At 69.2% G+C, this 17,190-nt stretch carries 13 protein-coding genes and 1 pseudogene; 9 read left to right on the forward strand and 5 right to left on the reverse strand.

Annotated features, from left to right (window positions below):
- Positions 1-31: 31 nt before the first annotated feature.
- Positions 32-1,051 carry a carbohydrate kinase family protein gene (locus AC5DRG_RS43725; protein WP_491813317.1) on the reverse strand — a complete coding sequence of 340 codons (1,020 nt, stop codon included), beginning with the start codon at positions 1,049-1,051 and terminating at the stop codon, positions 32-34.
- Between the two features lie 127 nt (positions 1,052-1,178).
- Here AC5DRG_RS43725 and AC5DRG_RS43730 point away from each other — a divergent pair, with 127 nt between their 5' ends.
- The 5 genes from AC5DRG_RS43730 (at position 1,179) to AC5DRG_RS43750 (ending at position 8,805) form a co-directional block, all read left to right on the forward strand.
- Positions 1,179-1,943 carry a DeoR/GlpR family DNA-binding transcription regulator gene (locus tag AC5DRG_RS43730; RefSeq protein WP_491813318.1) on the forward strand — a complete coding sequence of 255 codons (765 nt, stop codon included), beginning with the start codon at positions 1,179-1,181 and terminating at the stop codon, positions 1,941-1,943.
- Positions 1,940-3,277, forward strand: coding sequence for a 6-phospho-beta-glucosidase (locus AC5DRG_RS43735; protein ID WP_491805450.1), 1,338 nt, complete (start codon positions 1,940-1,942; stop codon positions 3,275-3,277). Before AC5DRG_RS43730 ends, AC5DRG_RS43735 begins: the two co-directional genes overlap by 4 nt.
- Before the next feature lie 32 nt (positions 3,278-3,309).
- Positions 3,310-6,357: an alpha-mannosidase gene (locus AC5DRG_RS43740; RefSeq protein WP_491805452.1), complete on the forward strand. Its 3,048-nt coding sequence runs from the start codon at positions 3,310-3,312 to the stop codon at positions 6,355-6,357.
- Positions 6,358-6,517: 160 nt separating this feature from the next.
- Positions 6,518-7,768 carry an alpha-L-fucosidase gene (locus AC5DRG_RS43745; RefSeq protein ID WP_491805454.1) on the forward strand — a complete coding sequence of 417 codons (1,251 nt, stop codon included), beginning with the start codon at positions 6,518-6,520 and terminating at the stop codon, positions 7,766-7,768.
- A 170-nt stretch (positions 7,769-7,938) separates the two neighbouring features.
- Positions 7,939-8,805 carry a sulfotransferase family protein gene (locus AC5DRG_RS43750; protein WP_491805456.1) on the forward strand — a complete coding sequence of 289 codons (867 nt, stop codon included), beginning with the start codon at positions 7,939-7,941 and terminating at the stop codon, positions 8,803-8,805.
- A gap of 30 nt (positions 8,806-8,835) precedes the next feature.
- Here the strand turns inward: AC5DRG_RS43750 and AC5DRG_RS43755 are convergent.
- Positions 8,836-10,179 (reverse strand): annotated as a pseudogene (locus AC5DRG_RS43755) (fibronectin type III domain-containing protein); the annotation flags it as partial.
- A 449-nt stretch (positions 10,180-10,628) separates the two neighbouring features.
- Positions 10,629-11,795: an ATP-grasp domain-containing protein gene (locus tag AC5DRG_RS43760; RefSeq protein ID WP_491805458.1), complete on the reverse strand. Its 1,167-nt coding sequence runs from the start codon at positions 11,793-11,795 to the stop codon at positions 10,629-10,631.
- Positions 11,796-12,107: 312 nt separating this feature from the next.
- Between AC5DRG_RS43760 and AC5DRG_RS43765 the strand changes: the two genes are divergently transcribed.
- Together AC5DRG_RS43765 and AC5DRG_RS43770 are read left to right on the forward strand one after the other, a co-directional pair.
- Positions 12,108-12,968, forward strand: coding sequence for a metallophosphoesterase family protein (locus tag AC5DRG_RS43765; protein ID WP_491805460.1), 861 nt, complete (start codon positions 12,108-12,110; stop codon positions 12,966-12,968).
- A complete protein-coding gene (locus AC5DRG_RS43770; RefSeq protein ID WP_491805462.1) occupies positions 12,965-13,666 on the forward strand; it encodes a 4'-phosphopantetheinyl transferase family protein in 702 nt (233 codons plus the stop codon). Before AC5DRG_RS43765 ends, AC5DRG_RS43770 begins: the two co-directional genes overlap by 4 nt.
- A 37-nt stretch (positions 13,667-13,703) precedes the next feature.
- Here the strand turns inward: AC5DRG_RS43770 and AC5DRG_RS43775 are convergent, their stop codons facing one another.
- A complete protein-coding gene (locus AC5DRG_RS43775; RefSeq protein ID WP_491813319.1) occupies positions 13,704-13,946 on the reverse strand; it encodes a hypothetical protein in 243 nt (80 codons plus the stop codon).
- 230 nt (positions 13,947-14,176) lie between these two features.
- Here AC5DRG_RS43775 and AC5DRG_RS43780 point away from each other — a divergent pair, with 230 nt between their 5' ends.
- Positions 14,177-15,220 (forward strand): alpha/beta fold hydrolase, encoded by a 1,044-nt coding sequence (locus AC5DRG_RS43780; RefSeq protein WP_491805464.1) that lies wholly within the window; start codon positions 14,177-14,179, stop codon positions 15,218-15,220.
- Between the two features lie 334 nt (positions 15,221-15,554).
- Here the strand turns inward: AC5DRG_RS43780 and AC5DRG_RS43785 are convergent, their stop codons facing one another.
- Positions 15,555-16,217, reverse strand: coding sequence for a helix-turn-helix domain-containing protein (locus tag AC5DRG_RS43785; protein ID WP_491805466.1), 663 nt, complete (start codon positions 16,215-16,217; stop codon positions 15,555-15,557).
- Between the two features lie 286 nt (positions 16,218-16,503).
- Here AC5DRG_RS43785 and AC5DRG_RS43790 point away from each other — a divergent pair, with 286 nt between their 5' ends.
- Positions 16,504-17,184, forward strand: coding sequence for an MmyB family transcriptional regulator (locus AC5DRG_RS43790; RefSeq protein WP_491805468.1), 681 nt, complete (start codon positions 16,504-16,506; stop codon positions 17,182-17,184).
- Positions 17,185-17,190 lie beyond the last annotated feature (6 nt).

Consider the following 17,190-nt stretch of genomic DNA (forward strand, 5'->3'; position numbering starts at 1 on the left):
CGTGGTACTGAAGGTCGTTTTTCTGGAGGGATCAGGGCAGCGGTGCGGGTGGGGTGACCGGGGCGTGGTGCACCGGCGGGCCGACGTCCGCCGGGATGCGGTCCGCGAGGAATCCGTATGCCTTCTTCAGGCCGGGGTCGGTCAGCGAGCGCCACCAGCGGTCGACGCCGTACCAGCCGGGTGCGGCCAGCGCTCCCGTGTGGTGCCGTACGGAGAGACCCGCGGCCAGCACCGCGAACTTCAGCCGCTCCTCCAGCGGCCAGCCGCCGAGTGAGGCCGCGACGAAGCTCGCGCCGAAGACGTCGCCGGCGCCCGTCGCGTCGAGGACATCGATGTCGAGGGCCGGAACCTCCGCGTACTCGCCGGTCGTCTGGTCCGCCGCGATCGCGCCGTCCCCGCCGCGCGTGACCACGGCCACCGGCACCAGCTCGGTGAGCGTGCCGAGCGCCGCGACCGCGCTGTCGGTGCGGGTGTACGCCATCGCCTCGGCCTCGTTGGGGAGGAAGGCGTGGCACAGGGAGAGCTGGTCGAGGAGGTCCGTGGACCACTGCTGGGTGGGGTCCCAGCCGACGTCCGCGTAGATCAGCGTGCCGTTCGCGGCCGCCTTGCCGAGCCATGCGCGGGGCTGCGCCTCGATGTGCACGAGGGCGGTGCGCGCCTCGGGCGGGTCGCCCATCAGCACGTCCTGCGAGTACGGGGGCTCCTGGCCGTGGGTGACCAGGGCACGGTCGTGACCGTGGGCGATGGAGACGGTGACCGGGGTGTGCCAGCCGTCCGCGGTACGGGAGAGCGAGAGGTCGACGCCTTCCTGGTCGGCGAGGACGTCACGGCAGTACTCGCCGTAGAAGTCGTCGCCGAAGACCGTCGCCAGGGAGGTCCGCAGACCGAACCGGGCCGCGGCCACCGCCAGGTTGGCGATGCCGCCGGGGCTGCTGCCCATGCCCGCCGTCCAGATCTCCTCACCGGGTGTCGGGGGCCTGCCCAGTCCGGTGAGGACGACGTCGTAGAAGAGCAGCCCGGTCAGCAGCACATCGGGCCGGTCGTCATCCACGGATGCGTCCACTCGTCAAAACCTTTCACTTCGGTGCACGGAATCGTGCGCCCATCCCGAAGGTTTGGCAAGAGTCGAGCAGAACTGAGCATAGAAATGATTGCGAATGACGAGTAGTGTTCACAACGTGCTGGCAGAACGACGACACCAACTCATCCTGCGGGCCCTGCGCTCGGGTGGCCCCGCGGCCGTGACCGATCTCTCCGAGCAGCTGGGTGTGAGCCCCGCCACCATCCGGCGTGACCTGCTGAAACTGGAGGAGGACGGCCTGCTCTCGCGGGTGCACGGGGGCGCGGTGGTGGAGAACGGCGACCAGCCCTTCGCCGAGGTCGCCGAGGTGCGCGTATCCGAGAAAGACGCCATAGCGGCCCGGGCCGCGGCGCTGATCAAGGACGGTCAGTCGGTGCTGCTCGACATCGGCACCACCGCCTACCGGCTGGCCCGCCAGCTGCACGGCCGCCGGCTCACCGTGATCACCAGCAACCTGGTGGTCTACGAGGAGCTCGCCGACGACGAGGACATCGAGCTGGTGCTGCTCGGCGGCGTGGTCCGCCGCGACTATCGCTCCCTGGTCGGTTTCCTCACAGAGGACAACCTGAGCCAGTTGCACGCCGACTGGCTCTTCCTCGGCACCAGTGGACTGCGCCCGGGCGGGCAGGTGATGGACACAACCGTTGTGGAGGTGCCGGTCAAGCGGGCCATGATCAAGGCGAGCGACAAGATCGTCCTGCTGGCGGACTCGGCGAAGTTCCCGGGTACGGGCATGGCGAAGGTCTGCGGTCCCGAGGACCTGGACGTGGTGGTGACGGACGCCCCGGTGAACGCGGCGACGCGGTCCTCCCTGGAGGAAGCGGGCGTCGAGGTGATCGTGGCAGGAAAGGTGCGAGCGTGAAGCTGACGATTCTGGGCGGCGGAGGATTCCGGGTGCCCCTCGTGTACGGGGCGCTCCTGGGCGACCAGGCCGAGGGCCGGGTCACCCGGGTCGTGCTGCACGACCTCGACGCGGACCGGCTCTCCGCCGTGACCCGCGTCCTGGCCGAGCAGGCGGCCGGCGTGCCCGACGCCCCCGAGGTGGTCGCCACCACCGACCTCGACGAGGCCCTGCGCGGCGCCGACTTCGTCTTCTCCGCGATCCGTGTCGGCGGCCTCGAAGGCCGTGCCGACGACGAACGGGTGGCCCTGGCGGAGGGTGTCCTCGGCCAGGAGACGGTCGGCGCGGGCGGCATCGCCTACGGCCTGCGCACGGTCCCCGTCGCCGTCGACATCGCCCAGCGGGTGGCCCGACTCGCACCCGACGCCTGGGTCATCAACTTCACCAACCCGGCGGGCCTGGTCACCGAGGCCATGTCCCGCCACCTCGGCGACCGCGTCATCGGCATCTGCGACTCGCCGGTCGGCCTCGGCCGCCGTATCGCCCGCGTCCTGGGCGCCAACCCGAACGAGGCCTGGATCGACTACGTCGGCCTCAACCACCTCGGCTGGGTCCGCGGCCTGCGCGTCGCCGGCCGCGACGAACTCCCGCGCCTGCTCGCCGACCCCGACCTGCTCGGCTCCTTCGAGGAGGGCAAGCTCTTCGGTGTGGAGTGGCTCCAGTCCCTGGGCGCGATCCCCAACGAGTACCTGCACTACTACTACTTCAACCGCGAGGCCGTCCGCTCCTACCAGCAGGCCGAGAAGACCCGCGGCGCCTTCCTGCGCGACCAGCAGGCGCACTTCTACGACGAGATGAAGCGCCCGGACGCCGCCGCGCTCACCGCCTGGGACCGCACCCGGGCCGAGCGCGAGGCGACCTACATGTCGGAGAACCGGGAGACGGCGGGCGCCGGCGAGCGCGACGCCGACGACCTCTCCGGCGGCTACGAGAAGGTGGCACTGGCGCTGATGCGGGCCATCGCCCGCGACGAGCGCACCACCCTGATCCTCAACGTGCGCAACCAGGGCAGCCTCTCCGTCCTTGACAACGATGCCGTCATCGAGGTCCCGTGCCTCGTCGACGCCAACGGCGCGCACCCGGTCGCCGTCGCCCCGCTGCCCGACCACGCCACCGGCCTGGTGTGCGCGGTCAAGGGCGTCGAGCGTGAGGTCCTGGCAGCCGCCGAGTCCGGATCCCGTACGACCGCGGTGAAGGCGTTCGCGCTGCACCCGCTGGTCGACTCCGTGAACGTGGCCCGCAGACTGGTCGACGGATACACCGCGGTCCACCCCGGCCTGGCGTACCTTAAGTAAGCGCTTTCCCCGCACGCTGTCTGGAGACTTTCATGCACGACGAACGCCGGAGGATCGAGGAGCGCGTCCAGCGCCTCCACGACCAGCGCATCAAGCCCGCGATCTACGCCGCGACCGCGCCCTTCGAGGTCGAGGCCTGGCAGGCACCGGGCGAGCCGGTCTCCTTCGAGGAGGCGGCAGCCGCTCCTTACGTCCCCTTCGCGATGGACACCCCGTGGGGTCCGCCGTGGGGCACGACCTGGTTCCGGATGCGCGGGCAGGTGCCCGCCGAGTGGGCCGGGAAGCGCGTCGAGGCGGTCATCGACCTCGGCTTCATCGGGGACTGGCCCGGCAACCAGGCCGAGGCCCTCGTCCACCTCGCCGACGGAACACCGCTGAAGGCGGTCAACCCGCTCAACCAGTACGTGGCGATCGCCAACCCGGCCACCGGCGGCGAGCAGATCGACTACCTGGTCGAGGCGGCCTCCAACCCGGACATCCTCGCCGACAACTTCTCGAAGATCACGCCGATGGGCGACATCCTCACCGCCGGCGACAAGCCGATCTACACCTTCCAGCGCGCCGACCTCGCCGTCCTCGACGAGGAGGTCTTCCACCTCGACCTCGACGTGCAGGTGCTGCGCGAGCTGATGCTGGAGCTGGGCGAGCACGACCCGCGCCGGCACGAGATCATGCACGCGCTGGACCGCGCGATGGACCTCCTGGACCTGGACGACGTGGCCGGCTCGGCGACGGCCGTGCGCGAAGCCCTGGTGCCCGTGTTGTCGAAGCCCGCGAACGCGAGCGCCCACGTGATCTCCGGCGTCGGCCACGCCCACATCGACTCCGCCTGGCTGTGGCCGATCCGCGAGACCAAGCGCAAGACGTCCCGCACCTTCTCCAACGTCACCTCGCTGGCCGACGAGTACGAGGACTTCATCTTCGCCTGCTCGCAGGCCCAGCAGTACGAGTGGGTGCGCGACAACTACCCGCAGGTGTGGGCCCGCATCCAGGAGTCCGTCAAGAAGGGCCAGTGGGCGCCGGTCGGCGGTATGTGGGTGGAGGCCGACGGCAACCTGCCGGGCGGCGAGGCGGTCGCCCGCCAGTTCATCCACGGCAAGCGGTTCTTCATGGAGCACTTCGGCGTCGAGACCAAGGGCGTGTGGCTGCCGGACTCCTTCGGCTACAACGCGGCCTACCCGCAGCTCGCCAAGCTCGCCGGCAACGAGTGGTTCCTCACCCAGAAGATCTCCTGGAACCAGACCAACAAGTTCCCCCACCACACGTTCTGGTGGGAGGGCATCGACGGCACCCGCATCTTCACCCACTTCCCGCCGGTCGACACCTACAACGCCCGCTTCAGCGGCGAGGAGATGTCCCGCGCGGTCCGCAACTACCAGGAGAAGGGCGGCGCCACCCGCTCCCTGGCCCCCTTCGGCTGGGGCGACGGCGGCGGCGGCCCCACCCGCGAGATCATGGAACGGGCGCGCAGGCTCGCCGACTTGGAGGGCTCCCCGAAGGTCGTCGTCGAGCATCCCGACGAATTCTTCGCGAAGGCGCGTGAGGAGTACCCGGACGCGCCGGTCTGGGTCGGCGAGCTCTACCTCGAACTCCACCGCGCCACCTACACCTCCCAGGCCCGCACCAAGCAGGGCAACCGGCGCAGCGAACACAAGCTCCGCGAGGCCGAGTTGTGGGCGACGACCGCCGCGCTGCACGCGCCGGGCTACGCCTACCCGTACGAGAAGCTCGACCGCCTCTGGAAGACGGTCCTGCTCCACCAGTTCCACGACATCCTGCCGGGCTCGTCGATCGCCTGGGTGCACCGCGAGGCCGAGGCCGAATACGCCCGCGTGGCACAGGAGTTGGAGGCCCTCACGGCCGAGGCGGTCGCCGCGCTGGGAAGTGGCTCCTCCCACGTCTTCAACACCAGCCCGTACGACCGCGCCGAGGTCGTCCGTACGGCGGAGGGCGCTCCGGTGTTCGTGGAGGTCCCCGCGAGCGGCACCGTGCCGCTGGCCGCCGCCGAGCCCGCGCAGCCCGTTACCGTCACCGGCCGCGTCCTCGACAACGGCCTGGTGCGCGTCGAGTTGGCGGAGGACGGCACGCTGGCCTCCGTACGCGACCTTCGCGCCGGTCGTGAAGTCCTCGCCGACAAGGGCAACTTGCTGCGCCTGCACACCGACCTCCCGAACTACTGGGACGCCTGGGACATCGACAAGCACTACAAGAACCGCTACACGGACCTCCTCGACGCCGACTCCGTCGCGGTCGTCGAGGAGGACCCGCTCGTCGGCGCGATCCGTGTCACGCGGTCCTTCGGCAAGGGCTCGACGGTCACTCAGACGATCACGGTCCGCGCGGGCAGCCCGCGCATCGACATCGAGACCGACATCGACTGGCACGAGGCCGAGAAGATCCTCAAGGCGGCCTTCCCGGTGGACATCAGGGCGCCGCACTCGTCCGCCGAGATCGCCTACGGCCACGTGCAGCGGCCCACGCACACCAACACCAGCTGGGAGGCGGCCCGTTTCGAGGTCTCCGGCCATCGCTGGGTGCACATCGGGGAACCCGGCTACGGGGTCGCGGTCATCAACGACTCGACCTACGGTCACGACGTCTCCCGTACGGTTCGCGAGGACGGGGGTACGACGACCACGGTGCGGCTCAGCCTGGTTCGCGCCCCGCGGATCCCGGACCCGGGGGCGGATCAGGGGCGGCACCGGTTCACCTATGCGCTGCTGCCTGGGGCGAGCATCGAGGACGCCGTGGCTGAGGGGTACTCCCTCAACTTGCCCCTGCGGGTGGCTGATGCGGCGGCTGCTCCGGAGCCGGTCGTGTCGGTGGTCGGCGAGGGGGTGACCGTCGAGGCGGTCAAGCTCGCCGACGATCGGTCCGGTGACGTCGTTGTCCGGCTTTACGAGTCGCGCGGTGGTCGTGGGCAGGGTGTGCTGCGGACCGGGTTCCCGCTGGCCGGGGTCAAGGCGACGGACCTCCTGGAGCGGCCGCTCCCGGACGAGTACGTCGAGGTTATCGATGGTGGGGTCGCGGTCGAACTGCGGCCGTTCCAGGTACTGACGTTGCGTCTGACGCGCGGCTGAGCGCATCGCTGGAGTCCGGTGCGTCGTCGACTGCGGGCCCGTCGTGGCTGGTCGCGCAGTTCCCCGCGCCCCTTGGCAGCACTGCCGCACCGGACTTCGCGGTCCCCGCCCCTTCTTCACGCAGTCCTTGAAGTTCCCTATTCCGCCGAGGAGTTCAGCCGTGCCCATGCAGCCGTGGTTCACCGACGCCAAGTTGGGGATCTTCGTCCACTGGGGGATCTATGCCGTCGACGGCGTCCAGGAGTCCTGGTCGTTCTACGACGACATCGTGCCGCACGACCAGTACATGTCTCAGCTCGACCGGTTCACCGGCGCGAAGTACGACCCGCGCTCCTGGGCGAAGCTCTTCGCGCGGGCCGGGGCCAAGTACGCTGTCCTGACCAGCCGCCACCACGACGGGGTCGCCCTGTGGGACACCGCGTACGGCGATCTCAACCTGGGGCGGGACTACCTGACCGGCTACGCCGACGCCCTGCGCGAGGAGGGCCTCAAGGTCGGCTTCTACTACTCGCACTCCGACTGGAACCACCCCGACTACGCCTCCACACGCAAGCCGGGCCGCCCGCCGGAGCAGGAGGACAACCGCTACTCGGAGGTCGCGGCCGAGTTCGAGGATCTGGATGCCTGGGAGCGGTTCATCGCCTACCGGGACGGTCAGATCCGCGAGCTGTCCAGCCGCTACAAGCCCGACCTGATGTGGTTCGACGGCGAGTGGGACCGCAGCGAGGAGCAGTGGCGCATCCCGGAACTCGCCGCGCTCATCCGCTCGTACTCGCCGCACGTCGTCTTCAACGCCCGCATGCTCAGCGAGGGCGACTACGCGACCCCCGAGCAGGGTGCCCCCGTCATACCGCCGGAGGGCCCCTGGGAGCTGTGCCTCACCATCAACGACTCCTGGGGCTACCAGCACCACGACCACAACCACAAGTCGGTCGGCCAGCTGATCCGCTACTTCACCGAGACGATCGGCGGGGGCGGCAACCTCCTCCTCGACGTCGGCCCGATGGAGGACGGCACCATCCCGGCCGAGCAGGTGGAGCGCCTCGAAGGGCTCGGCGACTGGATCGCCAGGCACGCGGACGCCGTGTACGGCACCGTGCGCGGACTGCCCGCCGGCCACCACTACGGGCCGAGCACGATCTCGGCGGACGGCCGCACCCTCTATCTGACCCTCTTCGACATCCCGCGCGCCGAGATCGGCGTACGCGGCATCGTCAGCGGGGTACGCCGGGTCACGGTCCTGGGCACCGGCACCGAACTGCCCCACCGCATCATCGGCGGCCTGCACGAGGCACCGGGCGTGCTGTGGATCGACCCGCCGGCGGAGGCGGACCTGGACCCCTACGCCACGGTGCTCGCCGTCGAGTTGGACGGGGAGCTGGAGCTGTACCGCGGCTCGGGCCGCTTCTGATTTGTTGCATTCCCATGAATAATTAAGAGAGGGGTAAATGGGCAGGTCATGGCCGGTTTTCAGGGTGCCGTGACCACTGCCTGTCGCCTCCGCGCCACCTGGTGTTTGCTTTCCAACCGTGTTATACGGAGGCAACGACAGAGAAAGGTGTCACCGTGCGAGACCCACGCATGTCCGCGATAAGCAAGGGACTGAGGCGCCGCGGCAGGCTGATGGTCGAGGCGGTGACCCCGCCCCGCCGCACCCTGAACGCGGTGCCGGCGCAGCCGGCCAAGCCGAAGCCGAAGAAGCCCGCGTACGTCGCTCCGCCCACCCCGCGCCTGGTGGACTCCCCGGTCTTCGTGCTGTCCTCCGTGCGCTCGGGCTCGACGCTGCTGCGCGTCCTGCTGAACAGCCACAGCCGGATCCGCGCCCCGCACGAGATGCACCTGCGGACGGTGCACGTCCAGATGACCCGCACCTTCACCCCGGCCGCCATGAAGGCGCTGGAGCTGGACAAGGTCGAGCTGGAGCACCTGCTCTGGGACCGGATCCTGCACCTGGAGCTGGAGCGCAGCGGCAAGGACATCATCGTCGACAAGACGCCGCCCAACACCCTCATCTGGCCGCGTATGGACCGATGTTGGCCCAACGCCCGCTACATCCTCCTGCTGCGTCACCCGGGCGCGATCATCGCGTCCCTGACCGACCGCCGCAAGGTGCCCGACCACGAGGCGATCCTGGCCGAGGTCACCAGCTACACCGAGAAGCTGGAAGAGGCGCGGCAGAACCTCGAAGTCCATGTGATCAAGTACGAGGACCTCACGGCCGACCCGGAGAAGACGACCCGCGGCCTGTGCGACTACCTCGGCGTCCCGTGGGAGAGCGGCATGCTCGACTACGGCAGCCAGAACCACGGCAACTTCCGCCCCCAGCTCGGCGACTGGAGCGAGACCATCAAGTCGGGCCAGATCCAGCCCGCCCGCACGGCCGACCCGACGGTGGAACTGCCGCCCCGGCTCGCGGAGATCGCCAGGGCGTGGGGGTACCAGGTCTAGGAGCAGGGACCGGCACCCCCACGGTGACGCTCAGCCGGTGAAGCCGGCCGTGATGGACGTGAACTGCCAGTTGTTCTGGCTGATGCCGGAGCAGTTGCTCACCACGCCGCCACCCGCGCACGGCCGGTCGCGGTTGACCGACCAGAACGCGAGGCGGGCGATGTGGTGCGAGTTCGCCCAGTCGCGGACCTGGGTCCAGATCGCCGGACTGGTGAGCTCCTGCTGGTCGCTGAGACCGTTCATGCCGGAGATGCCGATGTGGGCGTGGGCCGTGGCGTCGTCCCAGCCGAAGGTGGACTTCAGCTTGGTCTTCAGCCCCTCGGTCGCGCCCACGGTGTTGCCGTACATGTCGGCGCCGCCACCGAAGTCGAACGGCATGATCGTGAAGACGTCGATGTCGGCGCCGAGCGAATTGGCCTGCTCGATGAGCCGGTTGCCGTAGTACGTCGGGCCGGTCGTCGAGGTGCCGAAGGTGACGATGGTCTTCAGGCCGGGGTTGTTGGCCTTGACCGTCTTCAGCGCGGTGAGGATCCTCGCCTGGACAGCCTCGTTCTCGAACTCGTCCGAGTTCTCGATGTCCATGTCGATGGCCTTGAGCGAGTAGGCGTCGATCACCTTCTGCAGGGCCCCGGCGAGTGCGCTCGCGGAGGAGCAGTTGGCGCCGAGCTTGCTGCCCGACCAACCGCCGAACGACGGGACGATGTCACCGCCCGCGGCGCGGATCTGGTTGATGGCGGTCTGGTCGACCCCGCCAGTGAGCGGCCGGGCGCTGTCCCACATCGGGTTGCAGCCGCCACCGTCCAGCATGAACGCCATCGTGAACCACTTGATCCCGGTCGCGCTCATCACGGTGGTCGGGCTCGGCGGGTCGCCCCAGCCCTCGTACAGGTACGGCGCGGCCTGCTTGAAGCCGGTGCCGCCACCGCTGCCCGCGTCCGTCGTGACGGTCACGGCGTTGGAGGCCGCCGAGGTGTTCCCGGCCGCGTCCCGCGCCTTCACGGTGAACGTGTAGGCGGTACTCGCCGACAGCCCGCTCACCGTGGCGGACGTACCGGAGACGCTGAGCACCTGGGTCGCGCCGCTGTAGACGTCGTACGCGCTCACGCCCACGTTGTCGCTGGAGGCACCCCACGACAGCGACACGCTCGACGAGGTCTTGCCCGTGGAGGTCAGCCCCGTAGGCGCGGTCGGCGCCTGGGTGTCCGAGCCGCCGCCACCGCCGGGGCCGTCGAGGCTGATGTCGTCGGCGTAGTAGGTGCCCTGGGCGTACCAGCCGTGGACGTAGATGGTGGCGCTGGTCTGGGCGGCGCCGGTCGTGAAGCCCACGGTCAGCTGGCTGTACGCCGACGGCGACGTCGTCCAGGTCGAGGCACCGCAGGGCTCGGCTGGTGCCGGCGGTTAGCTCGATCGTGTGATCGTCGGCGTTGGGGCTTGCCGTATGTTGGGCTGTTCGGGTTAACGTTGCCGTGCGATCTGGGACGCCGAGTGCGGTGCCAGCGTGCAGGGCCCCTGCTCCGCCAGAGTGATGGTTCAGGGCCTCCCTGTCGCCTTTGGCCGCGCTCACATGGCCAGGTCGTACAGGGAGCTGGCCTCCCGGGCTCGGACCACGGACAGGATCCGTGTCGCCGCCCCGGGGTCGAGTACGCCGGTGACCAGTGCGCCCAAGACCGTTCGGGGCGTGCCAGTGGACGGGTTCGGTCTCGCCAACTGCTCAGGAACGGTTGTTCGGGAGTGCAGAGATGCGCAACCGCGCCGGTGTGGACCAATCATGGGTGCCAGGGCCGCAGCCATGATTGGTCCACACCGGCAGGAAAGCTGCGGGTCTAGGCCGGAGCGGTGGCGGTGGCCCCACTCTCCGAAGAGACCGTGTCGACAGTCTCGACGGAGTCGACTGTCTCGGGCGCGGCCGCCGGAACGGTCGGCAGCAGGGGCTGCTCGGTCTCGTCGAGCCGCTGGTGGGGGAGGGACACCGCGCGTAGAGGACGAGGCCCGGAAACCACCGTGTAGTCCTGGCCCAGGAACGGCGGGTGCACCTCGCCCGGGTCCTCGCCGAGCGCCAACTGCACTGCCGCCCAAGGGGCGTTGACGCCGCACAGCGACAGCTGGTGCAGGCCGCCCGCCGGACGCGTGTTGACGTCCATCAGGACCGGCTTGTCGCCGAACATCCGGAACTGGATGTTGGACAGATAGTGCAGCCCGAAGCCCTCAGCGATCATCCGCGCCGGCTCCAGCCACTGCTCCTGCAGCGTGAAGCCCCGACGACGGCCGTTCTTCGTGCGCCCCACGGCCATCCGGATCCGGTTGTCGGGTCCGGTGAGGCAGTCGACGGACACCTCCGGCTGCTCCAGCCGCGGCATCACCAGCCAGTCGACTGGATGATCGGCCTTCTGCACCGCCTCGACGACGACATCCAGCGGCACATACGGGCTCGGGAAGCCGTTCAGGTGCATGAGCGAGAAGGGAGTACGAGTGATGACACGGAAGCCCACCCCACCCGCACCCGACGCGGGCTTGAAGCACGCTTTATGCCCGCCAGCCTCCAACTCCTCGACAGCCGCGACGAGTTCATCGGCCGTACGCACCCGCCACCACGGTGGCACCGGTACGCCGATCGCCTGGACCGCCTCGTAGGCGATCACCTTGTCGTGGAAGACGGCCACGGCCTCGGGAGGGGGCGCGAGGAGCGCCGTACCGACGGCCTCGAAGTCGGCGCGGTGCGCGACGATCGCGGTCTGGTGCAGGCGCGGCACGAACACGTCGATGTTGCGACGAGCGCACTGGTCGAGGGCGAACTCGACGTAGGCGGCCGGGGACAGGCCCTCGGGCTCCAGGTCGGCGGTGTCGGCGGCGGCCAGCACGGGGGAGTCGGCGTCACCGTGCGTCGCATGGATCTCGACCGCGCGGTCGCTGGGATTTCTCCGCAGCTGATCCATGAAGAACACGTTCTCCGCGTACGTGCGGTTGAGCCAGACGCGTACGCGAGAGACCATGCAGGGCCGTCCTTTCACGGTTCACAGGCACGGCGGAGCAAGCCGTGCCCGGGCAGGGTTATGGGAGGGAACACCAAACTGCCCTGCGTGAAGGGAAGTTCGTGGCGGTGGTGTTGGGGCGATCATACGGCTTTCCATGGGCCCGGCGTGCAACATGCATGTTACGGATTTTCCGACCGCGCCCACCCGCCTCGCCGGAGCCTGCCAGCCCACCTGCGTGACACCCCCTGCCCCCCTGTGAGGCGCGCCCTTGTCCCGCGAACCCCGGGTGTGCTCTTGTGGTGCCATTCGCGCGCTCGGAGGGGGCAACGGGTGGACTCGAGGGCCGGCGGACCCGGACAGCTGCTGGCCATCAGCGACCTGCACATCGGCTACGCCGAGAACCGCGCCCTGGTCGAGCGGATGCACCCCGAAACGGACGAGGACTGGCTCCTGGTGGCCGGCGACGTCTCGGAGTCCGTGGCCGACATCCACTGGACCCTGAAGACACTCGCGGCCCGCTTCCGCAAGCTGATCTGGTCCCCCGGCAACCACGAACTGTGGACACACCCCAGGGACCCGGTCACCCTGCGAGGCGTAGCCCGCTACGAGCACCTGGTCGAGATGTGCCGAGAGCTGGACGTCACGACGCCGGAGGACCCGTACCCCGTATGGGAGGGCCAAGGAGGCCCGGTAGCGGTCGCGCCCCTCTTCGTCCTCTACGACTACTCATTCCTCCCCACGGGCTGCACCACCAAGGAACAGGGCCTGGAGTACGCGTACAAAACGGGCATCGTCTGCAACGACGAGTACCTCCTCCACCCCGACCCGTACCCGACCCGCGAGGCCTGGTGCAGGGCCCGGGTAGCCGAAACAGAGCGCCGCCTCACCGCACTCCCCACCAACCTGCCCACGATCCTCGTCAACCACTACCCCCTGGACCGCCACCCCACGGACGTCCTGTGGCACCCCGAGTTCGCCATGTGGTGCGGCACGACCCTGACCGCCGACTGGCACCGCCGCTTCCGCGTCGCCACCATGGTCTACGGGCACCTGCACATCCCGCGGACCACCTGGCACGAGGGCGTCCGCTTCGAAGAGGTGTCGGTGGGATACCCCCGCGAGTGGAGCAAGCGCCCCGGGCCGCCGGGAAGACTGCGGCGCATTCTGCCGATGGAGGTCGGAATCCTTTGATCGAGGAGCTGCTCCCCGCCTCGGTGGTGGCCGTGGAGGCCCACGGCACCGAGGGCGTCGAGGGCGAGGGGGACACTTCCCTCTACCCGGATCTGTACCCGGAGGAAGAGGTGATCGTGGCCCAGGCGGTGGCCAAGCGCCGCCGCGAGTTCGCCACGGTACGCGCCTGCGCCCGCCGCGCCATGGAGAAGCTGGGCGTGCCCCCGCAGCCCATCCTCCCCGGCGAGCGCGGCGCCCCCCGCTGGCCGTCCGGCCTGGTCGGCAGCATGACCCACTGCGACGGCTACAGCGCCGCCGCCCTGGTCCGCGCGACCGACCTGGCGTCGATCGGCATCGACGCCGAACCCCACCTCCCGCTCCCCGAGGGCGTCCTCGCCGCAGTCTCCCTCCCCACGGAGGCGGAACGCCTGCGCCGCCTGTCCACCGACCACCCCACGATCCACTGGGACCGCCTCCTGTTCAGCGCCAAGGAGTCGGTCTACAAGGCGTGGTTCCCGCTGACTGGCCTATGGCTGGACTTCACGGAGGCCGACATCGAGATCTCCGTGAACCCCGACACCCCCCTGCATGGCGCCTTCCGAGCCGAACTCCTCGTACCAGGCCCGCTGGTGGACGGCCACCGGCTGGACCACTTCGAGGGCAGATGGACGGTCCAGCGGGGTTTGGTGGCAACGGCGGTGACGGTAGAGCACCCCTGACGCGCGCCCTACTGCCCGCTCCATCCCCCTCCCCTCCCTACACGTCTGGGCACCAGCTCTGCAGGAGCCGGAAGAACGCCTCCTCGTTGCCGGCCAGTCCCGCGGCCGCGAGAGCCTCCTCCGCCTCGGCGAGTACCGAGGGCGGAACGACGGTTGGCCGCCCACCGCCCGGAGGACCGTCTGTGTCTGTGTCCCCGAAGGCGGCACGCACCGTATGCAGCAGCCGCAGATAAGCCTGTACGGCGGCGCGCTCGCGGTCGGTCATCACAGCGGTGTGCATCGGCATCGGTCGGCTCTCCCCGCGTCGGCGTCGTAGGTCACGCGCCCCACCACAGCGGTGCGCACTCCCAGCTTGCCGCCCCCCACTGACAATCCACTTCGGCTACGCCCGGGTTCGCCCGCTTAGCGGAGGCGAAACGTCGCGGAAATCCCCTGTAAGACAGCCGCTCTACGCTGGTGTGAAGGGCTTTCGGCCGTCACATGGCGGCCACGGGAACGGGAGGCGAGTGCGTGGTCGACGTTCCACGCCGACGCCCGGCGCGCGCGGTACGGCTGCGTCCGGTGGGCGACGGCGAACTGGAGGTGCAGTACCGGGTCGTGCACGGCTACCGGCGTGCCTTCCGCATGGCCGGCGAGGGACCCGCGCTGGTCCTCATCCACGGCATCGGGGACTCCTCGGCGACCTGGGCCGAACTGATCCCCGACCTGGCCCGCAACCACACCGTCATCGCCCCCGACCTCCTGGGCCACGGTGCCTCCGACAAACCGCGCGCCGACTACTCGGTGGCCGCGTACGCGAACGGCGTACGAGACCTGCTGACAACCCTGGGCATCGAGTCCGCGACGCTGGTCGGCCACTCGCTGGGCGGGGGAGTGGCGATGCAGTTCGCCTACCAGTTCCCCGAGCGCACCGAACGACTCATCCTGGTCAGCGCGGGAGGCGTTGGCCGCGAGGTCAACCCGGTACTCCGCGCCGTCACCCTCCCCGGCTCATACCTAGCCCTCTCAGCCCTACGCCTGCCAGGCATGCGCCTCCAAGTAGGCCTGGCAGTCCAGCTGATGAAGCTCCTGAACACGGACCTGGGCCAGGACGCCCCGGACTTGCTGAACCTGGTCGATGCCTTGCCCGACGACACGTCACGCAACGCCTTCATCCGCACCCTGCGCGCGGTGGTCGACTGGCGCGGCCAGGTAGTGACGATGCTCGACCGCTGCTACCTCACCGAGGGCATGCCAACGATGCTCCTCTGGGGCGACCGCGACAGCGTAGTCCCGGTCCGCCACGCCTACGGCGCCCACGAGGCAATGCCCGGCAGCCGCCTGGAGATCTTCAAGGGCGCCGGCCACTTCCCGTTCCACACAGACCCGGCCCGCTTCCTGTCCCTGGTAGAGGAGTTCACCGGCACAACACAACCGGCGAACTGGAGCCGGGACCACTGGCGTGACCTCCTCTGCGAGGGCACCCCGGGAACGTCACCGGAACACCCCGACAGCACCCGCAACCGCGCGATGGAGAGAGACCTAAGAGAAGCAAGTGAAAGAAGCGCCACGTAATCTGACGCCTCAAACAAGCGCCTGACAGCCATCCCTGCCCACACAGACGGAGGTTGCGGGCCGTCCCAGGAGGCCTGTCCCCACGCGCCGGCCGGGAGGGAGCCGCAGGGGGCGCGCCGGTGTCGAGAGGCCGAACGCGCGGAGGCGCGAAGCGCTGAGCACGATCGGCCTCTCGACACCGGCACAAAGCGCCCCCGAAGGCGACCGACCCATCAAACACGCGCGCGAGGGTGCCTTCTCAACAAGCGCCCACACGGGAGGCCAGCCTCCCAATAAGCGTCACGCGAGCGGCCAGCCACTCAACAAGCCCCAGCCCCAAGCCCAGCCCCCACACTCAATCCTCAGGCCGCTTAACACTCTCCAACAACATGTCCAGCCACTCAGCAACCTTGTCCCGATGCTGATCAGTAGGCAACTGCGCCGCCCGCCAAGCAATACCCCGAACCCCATGGTCCATCAGCAGCCGCTCCAGCGGATCCCTATCCCCGCCCCCCGCAGCCGCTTCCCGCTCCCGATCGGCAAGCTTCTGCAGAAGCTCCCCCTCGGTCCGCTGCAGGGCCCCCGCCAGCGCCTCCGGATCCTCCGCGGTAAGAAACCCGGCGTGCACACGGAAGAACCGCTGGATGGCGTCGCAGTGCTCCATGGTGGGCCGCCGGTCGCCATTGATAAGGGCACCGGCCTGCTGCCGCGACATACCCGCACCGTCCGCGATCTCTTGCTGCGTGTACTTGCGCCCGTTGGGCTTGACCCGGGTACGGCGCAGAAGATCGAGCCGTTGCAGAAACCGAGCCTGAACATCAGGCTCGCCCGCGGGGCAGCCGCTCAACAGCGTCTTGACGACAGGCTCGGGAACCCCGGAAGCGACAGACAACCGCCCAGTGTCGAAGACCTCACCGTGCGACACATCCAGCCGGTCGGCGAGCGCGGTAACGCGTGCGACGACGGCCGGCAGCAGAACCGTCGCCGCGGCGCCCGGAACCTCGAAGCCATCCGTCACCGACAGATCTCCTACGTCTCTTGCGTCTTGTGTGTCTCTACGCACGTATCTCTACGAATGCGTCTCTAAGCAAGTGTCTCTACGCACAGGCTTCTCACAAGCGGTTGCCGTGAACTTCCCGGAGAGTAGCGGTTGGTTCGAACTCACATCCAGGTCTCGCCACAACTGTGGCCAATTTCAGCCGTCAACAGGCATGAAATGCCACGATAGTTGACACGACTCGCATCGGGGCAGCAGGATCAAGGCGCCGCGTGAAGGCCGCATAGGCAAGAGGGGTGACCTCCCGATGGCATTTCAGGCAGGAGGGCAGCGGCCGGCGCCGCGGCCCATCCCCGAGAGTCCCGAGGCCCAGGCGTATCTGCAGGACTACGCCACCCTCCTGGAGGCAGTCCCCTTTCCGTCCGTCGTCCTCGACCACCGCTGGGACGTCGTCCTTTCCAACACCGCTTTCGAGTCACTCTTCCGCGGCATGAGCCCGCATCCGACGGCCATGCCCTACGACAACTTCCTCCGTTTCGTGCTGTTCCACCCGGACGCGGGCACGGTCCTGGGGGAGCACGAGTCGAGCTGGTGTCTGCCGATGCTGGCGCACTTCGCGGCCGCAGTGGAGCGGTACGGGCACGACCACGGGCTCCAGGCGATCCGGCGTGACATCGCCCTGGATCCGATCATGGAGGCCGCCTACCGGCAGGGCCTGCCGCACTGGATCAGCTCGGTCGGCGAGGAGGCCGTCGAGCACGACGGTGCGATCCGCCCGCTGCTGCACCCCGACCCGCGTTGGGGTGCCACCGACTGCCGTATCGTCGGTGAGACCCCCAAGACCCTTCAGGGCATGGGTTATACGCGCTTGACGCTGCTCCTGCGCGAAACCCGCCGCCCGGTACCCCCGGCACCCGCCCTGCCCGGCCCGCGCCGGGCAAGGCGCACCGCGAGCCATCTCAGCGTGGTGCCGACCCCCGAGGCCTGACCGGGC

This window comes from Streptomyces sp. JLBG701 (assembly GCF_058544905.1).

What these genes read in the sequence shown, in the direction of transcription:
- AC5DRG_RS43740 (WP_491805452.1), top strand. Translation starts at nt 3,310, where the DNA reads ATGCACGACGAACGCCGGAGGATCGAGGAGCGCGTCCAGCGCCTCCAC.
- AC5DRG_RS43750 (WP_491805456.1), top strand. Translation starts at nt 7,939, where the DNA reads ATGTCCGCGATAAGCAAGGGACTGAGGCGCCGCGGCAGGCTGATGGTC.
- AC5DRG_RS43760 (WP_491805458.1), bottom strand. Translation starts at nt 11,795, where the DNA reads ATGGTCTCTCGCGTACGCGTCTGGCTCAACCGCACGTACGCGGAGAAC.
- AC5DRG_RS43775 (WP_491813319.1), bottom strand. Translation starts at nt 13,946, where the DNA reads ATGCACACCGCTGTGATGACCGACCGCGAGCGCGCCGCCGTACAGGCT.
- AC5DRG_RS43790 (WP_491805468.1), top strand. Translation starts at nt 16,504, where the DNA reads ATGGCATTTCAGGCAGGAGGGCAGCGGCCGGCGCCGCGGCCCATCCCC.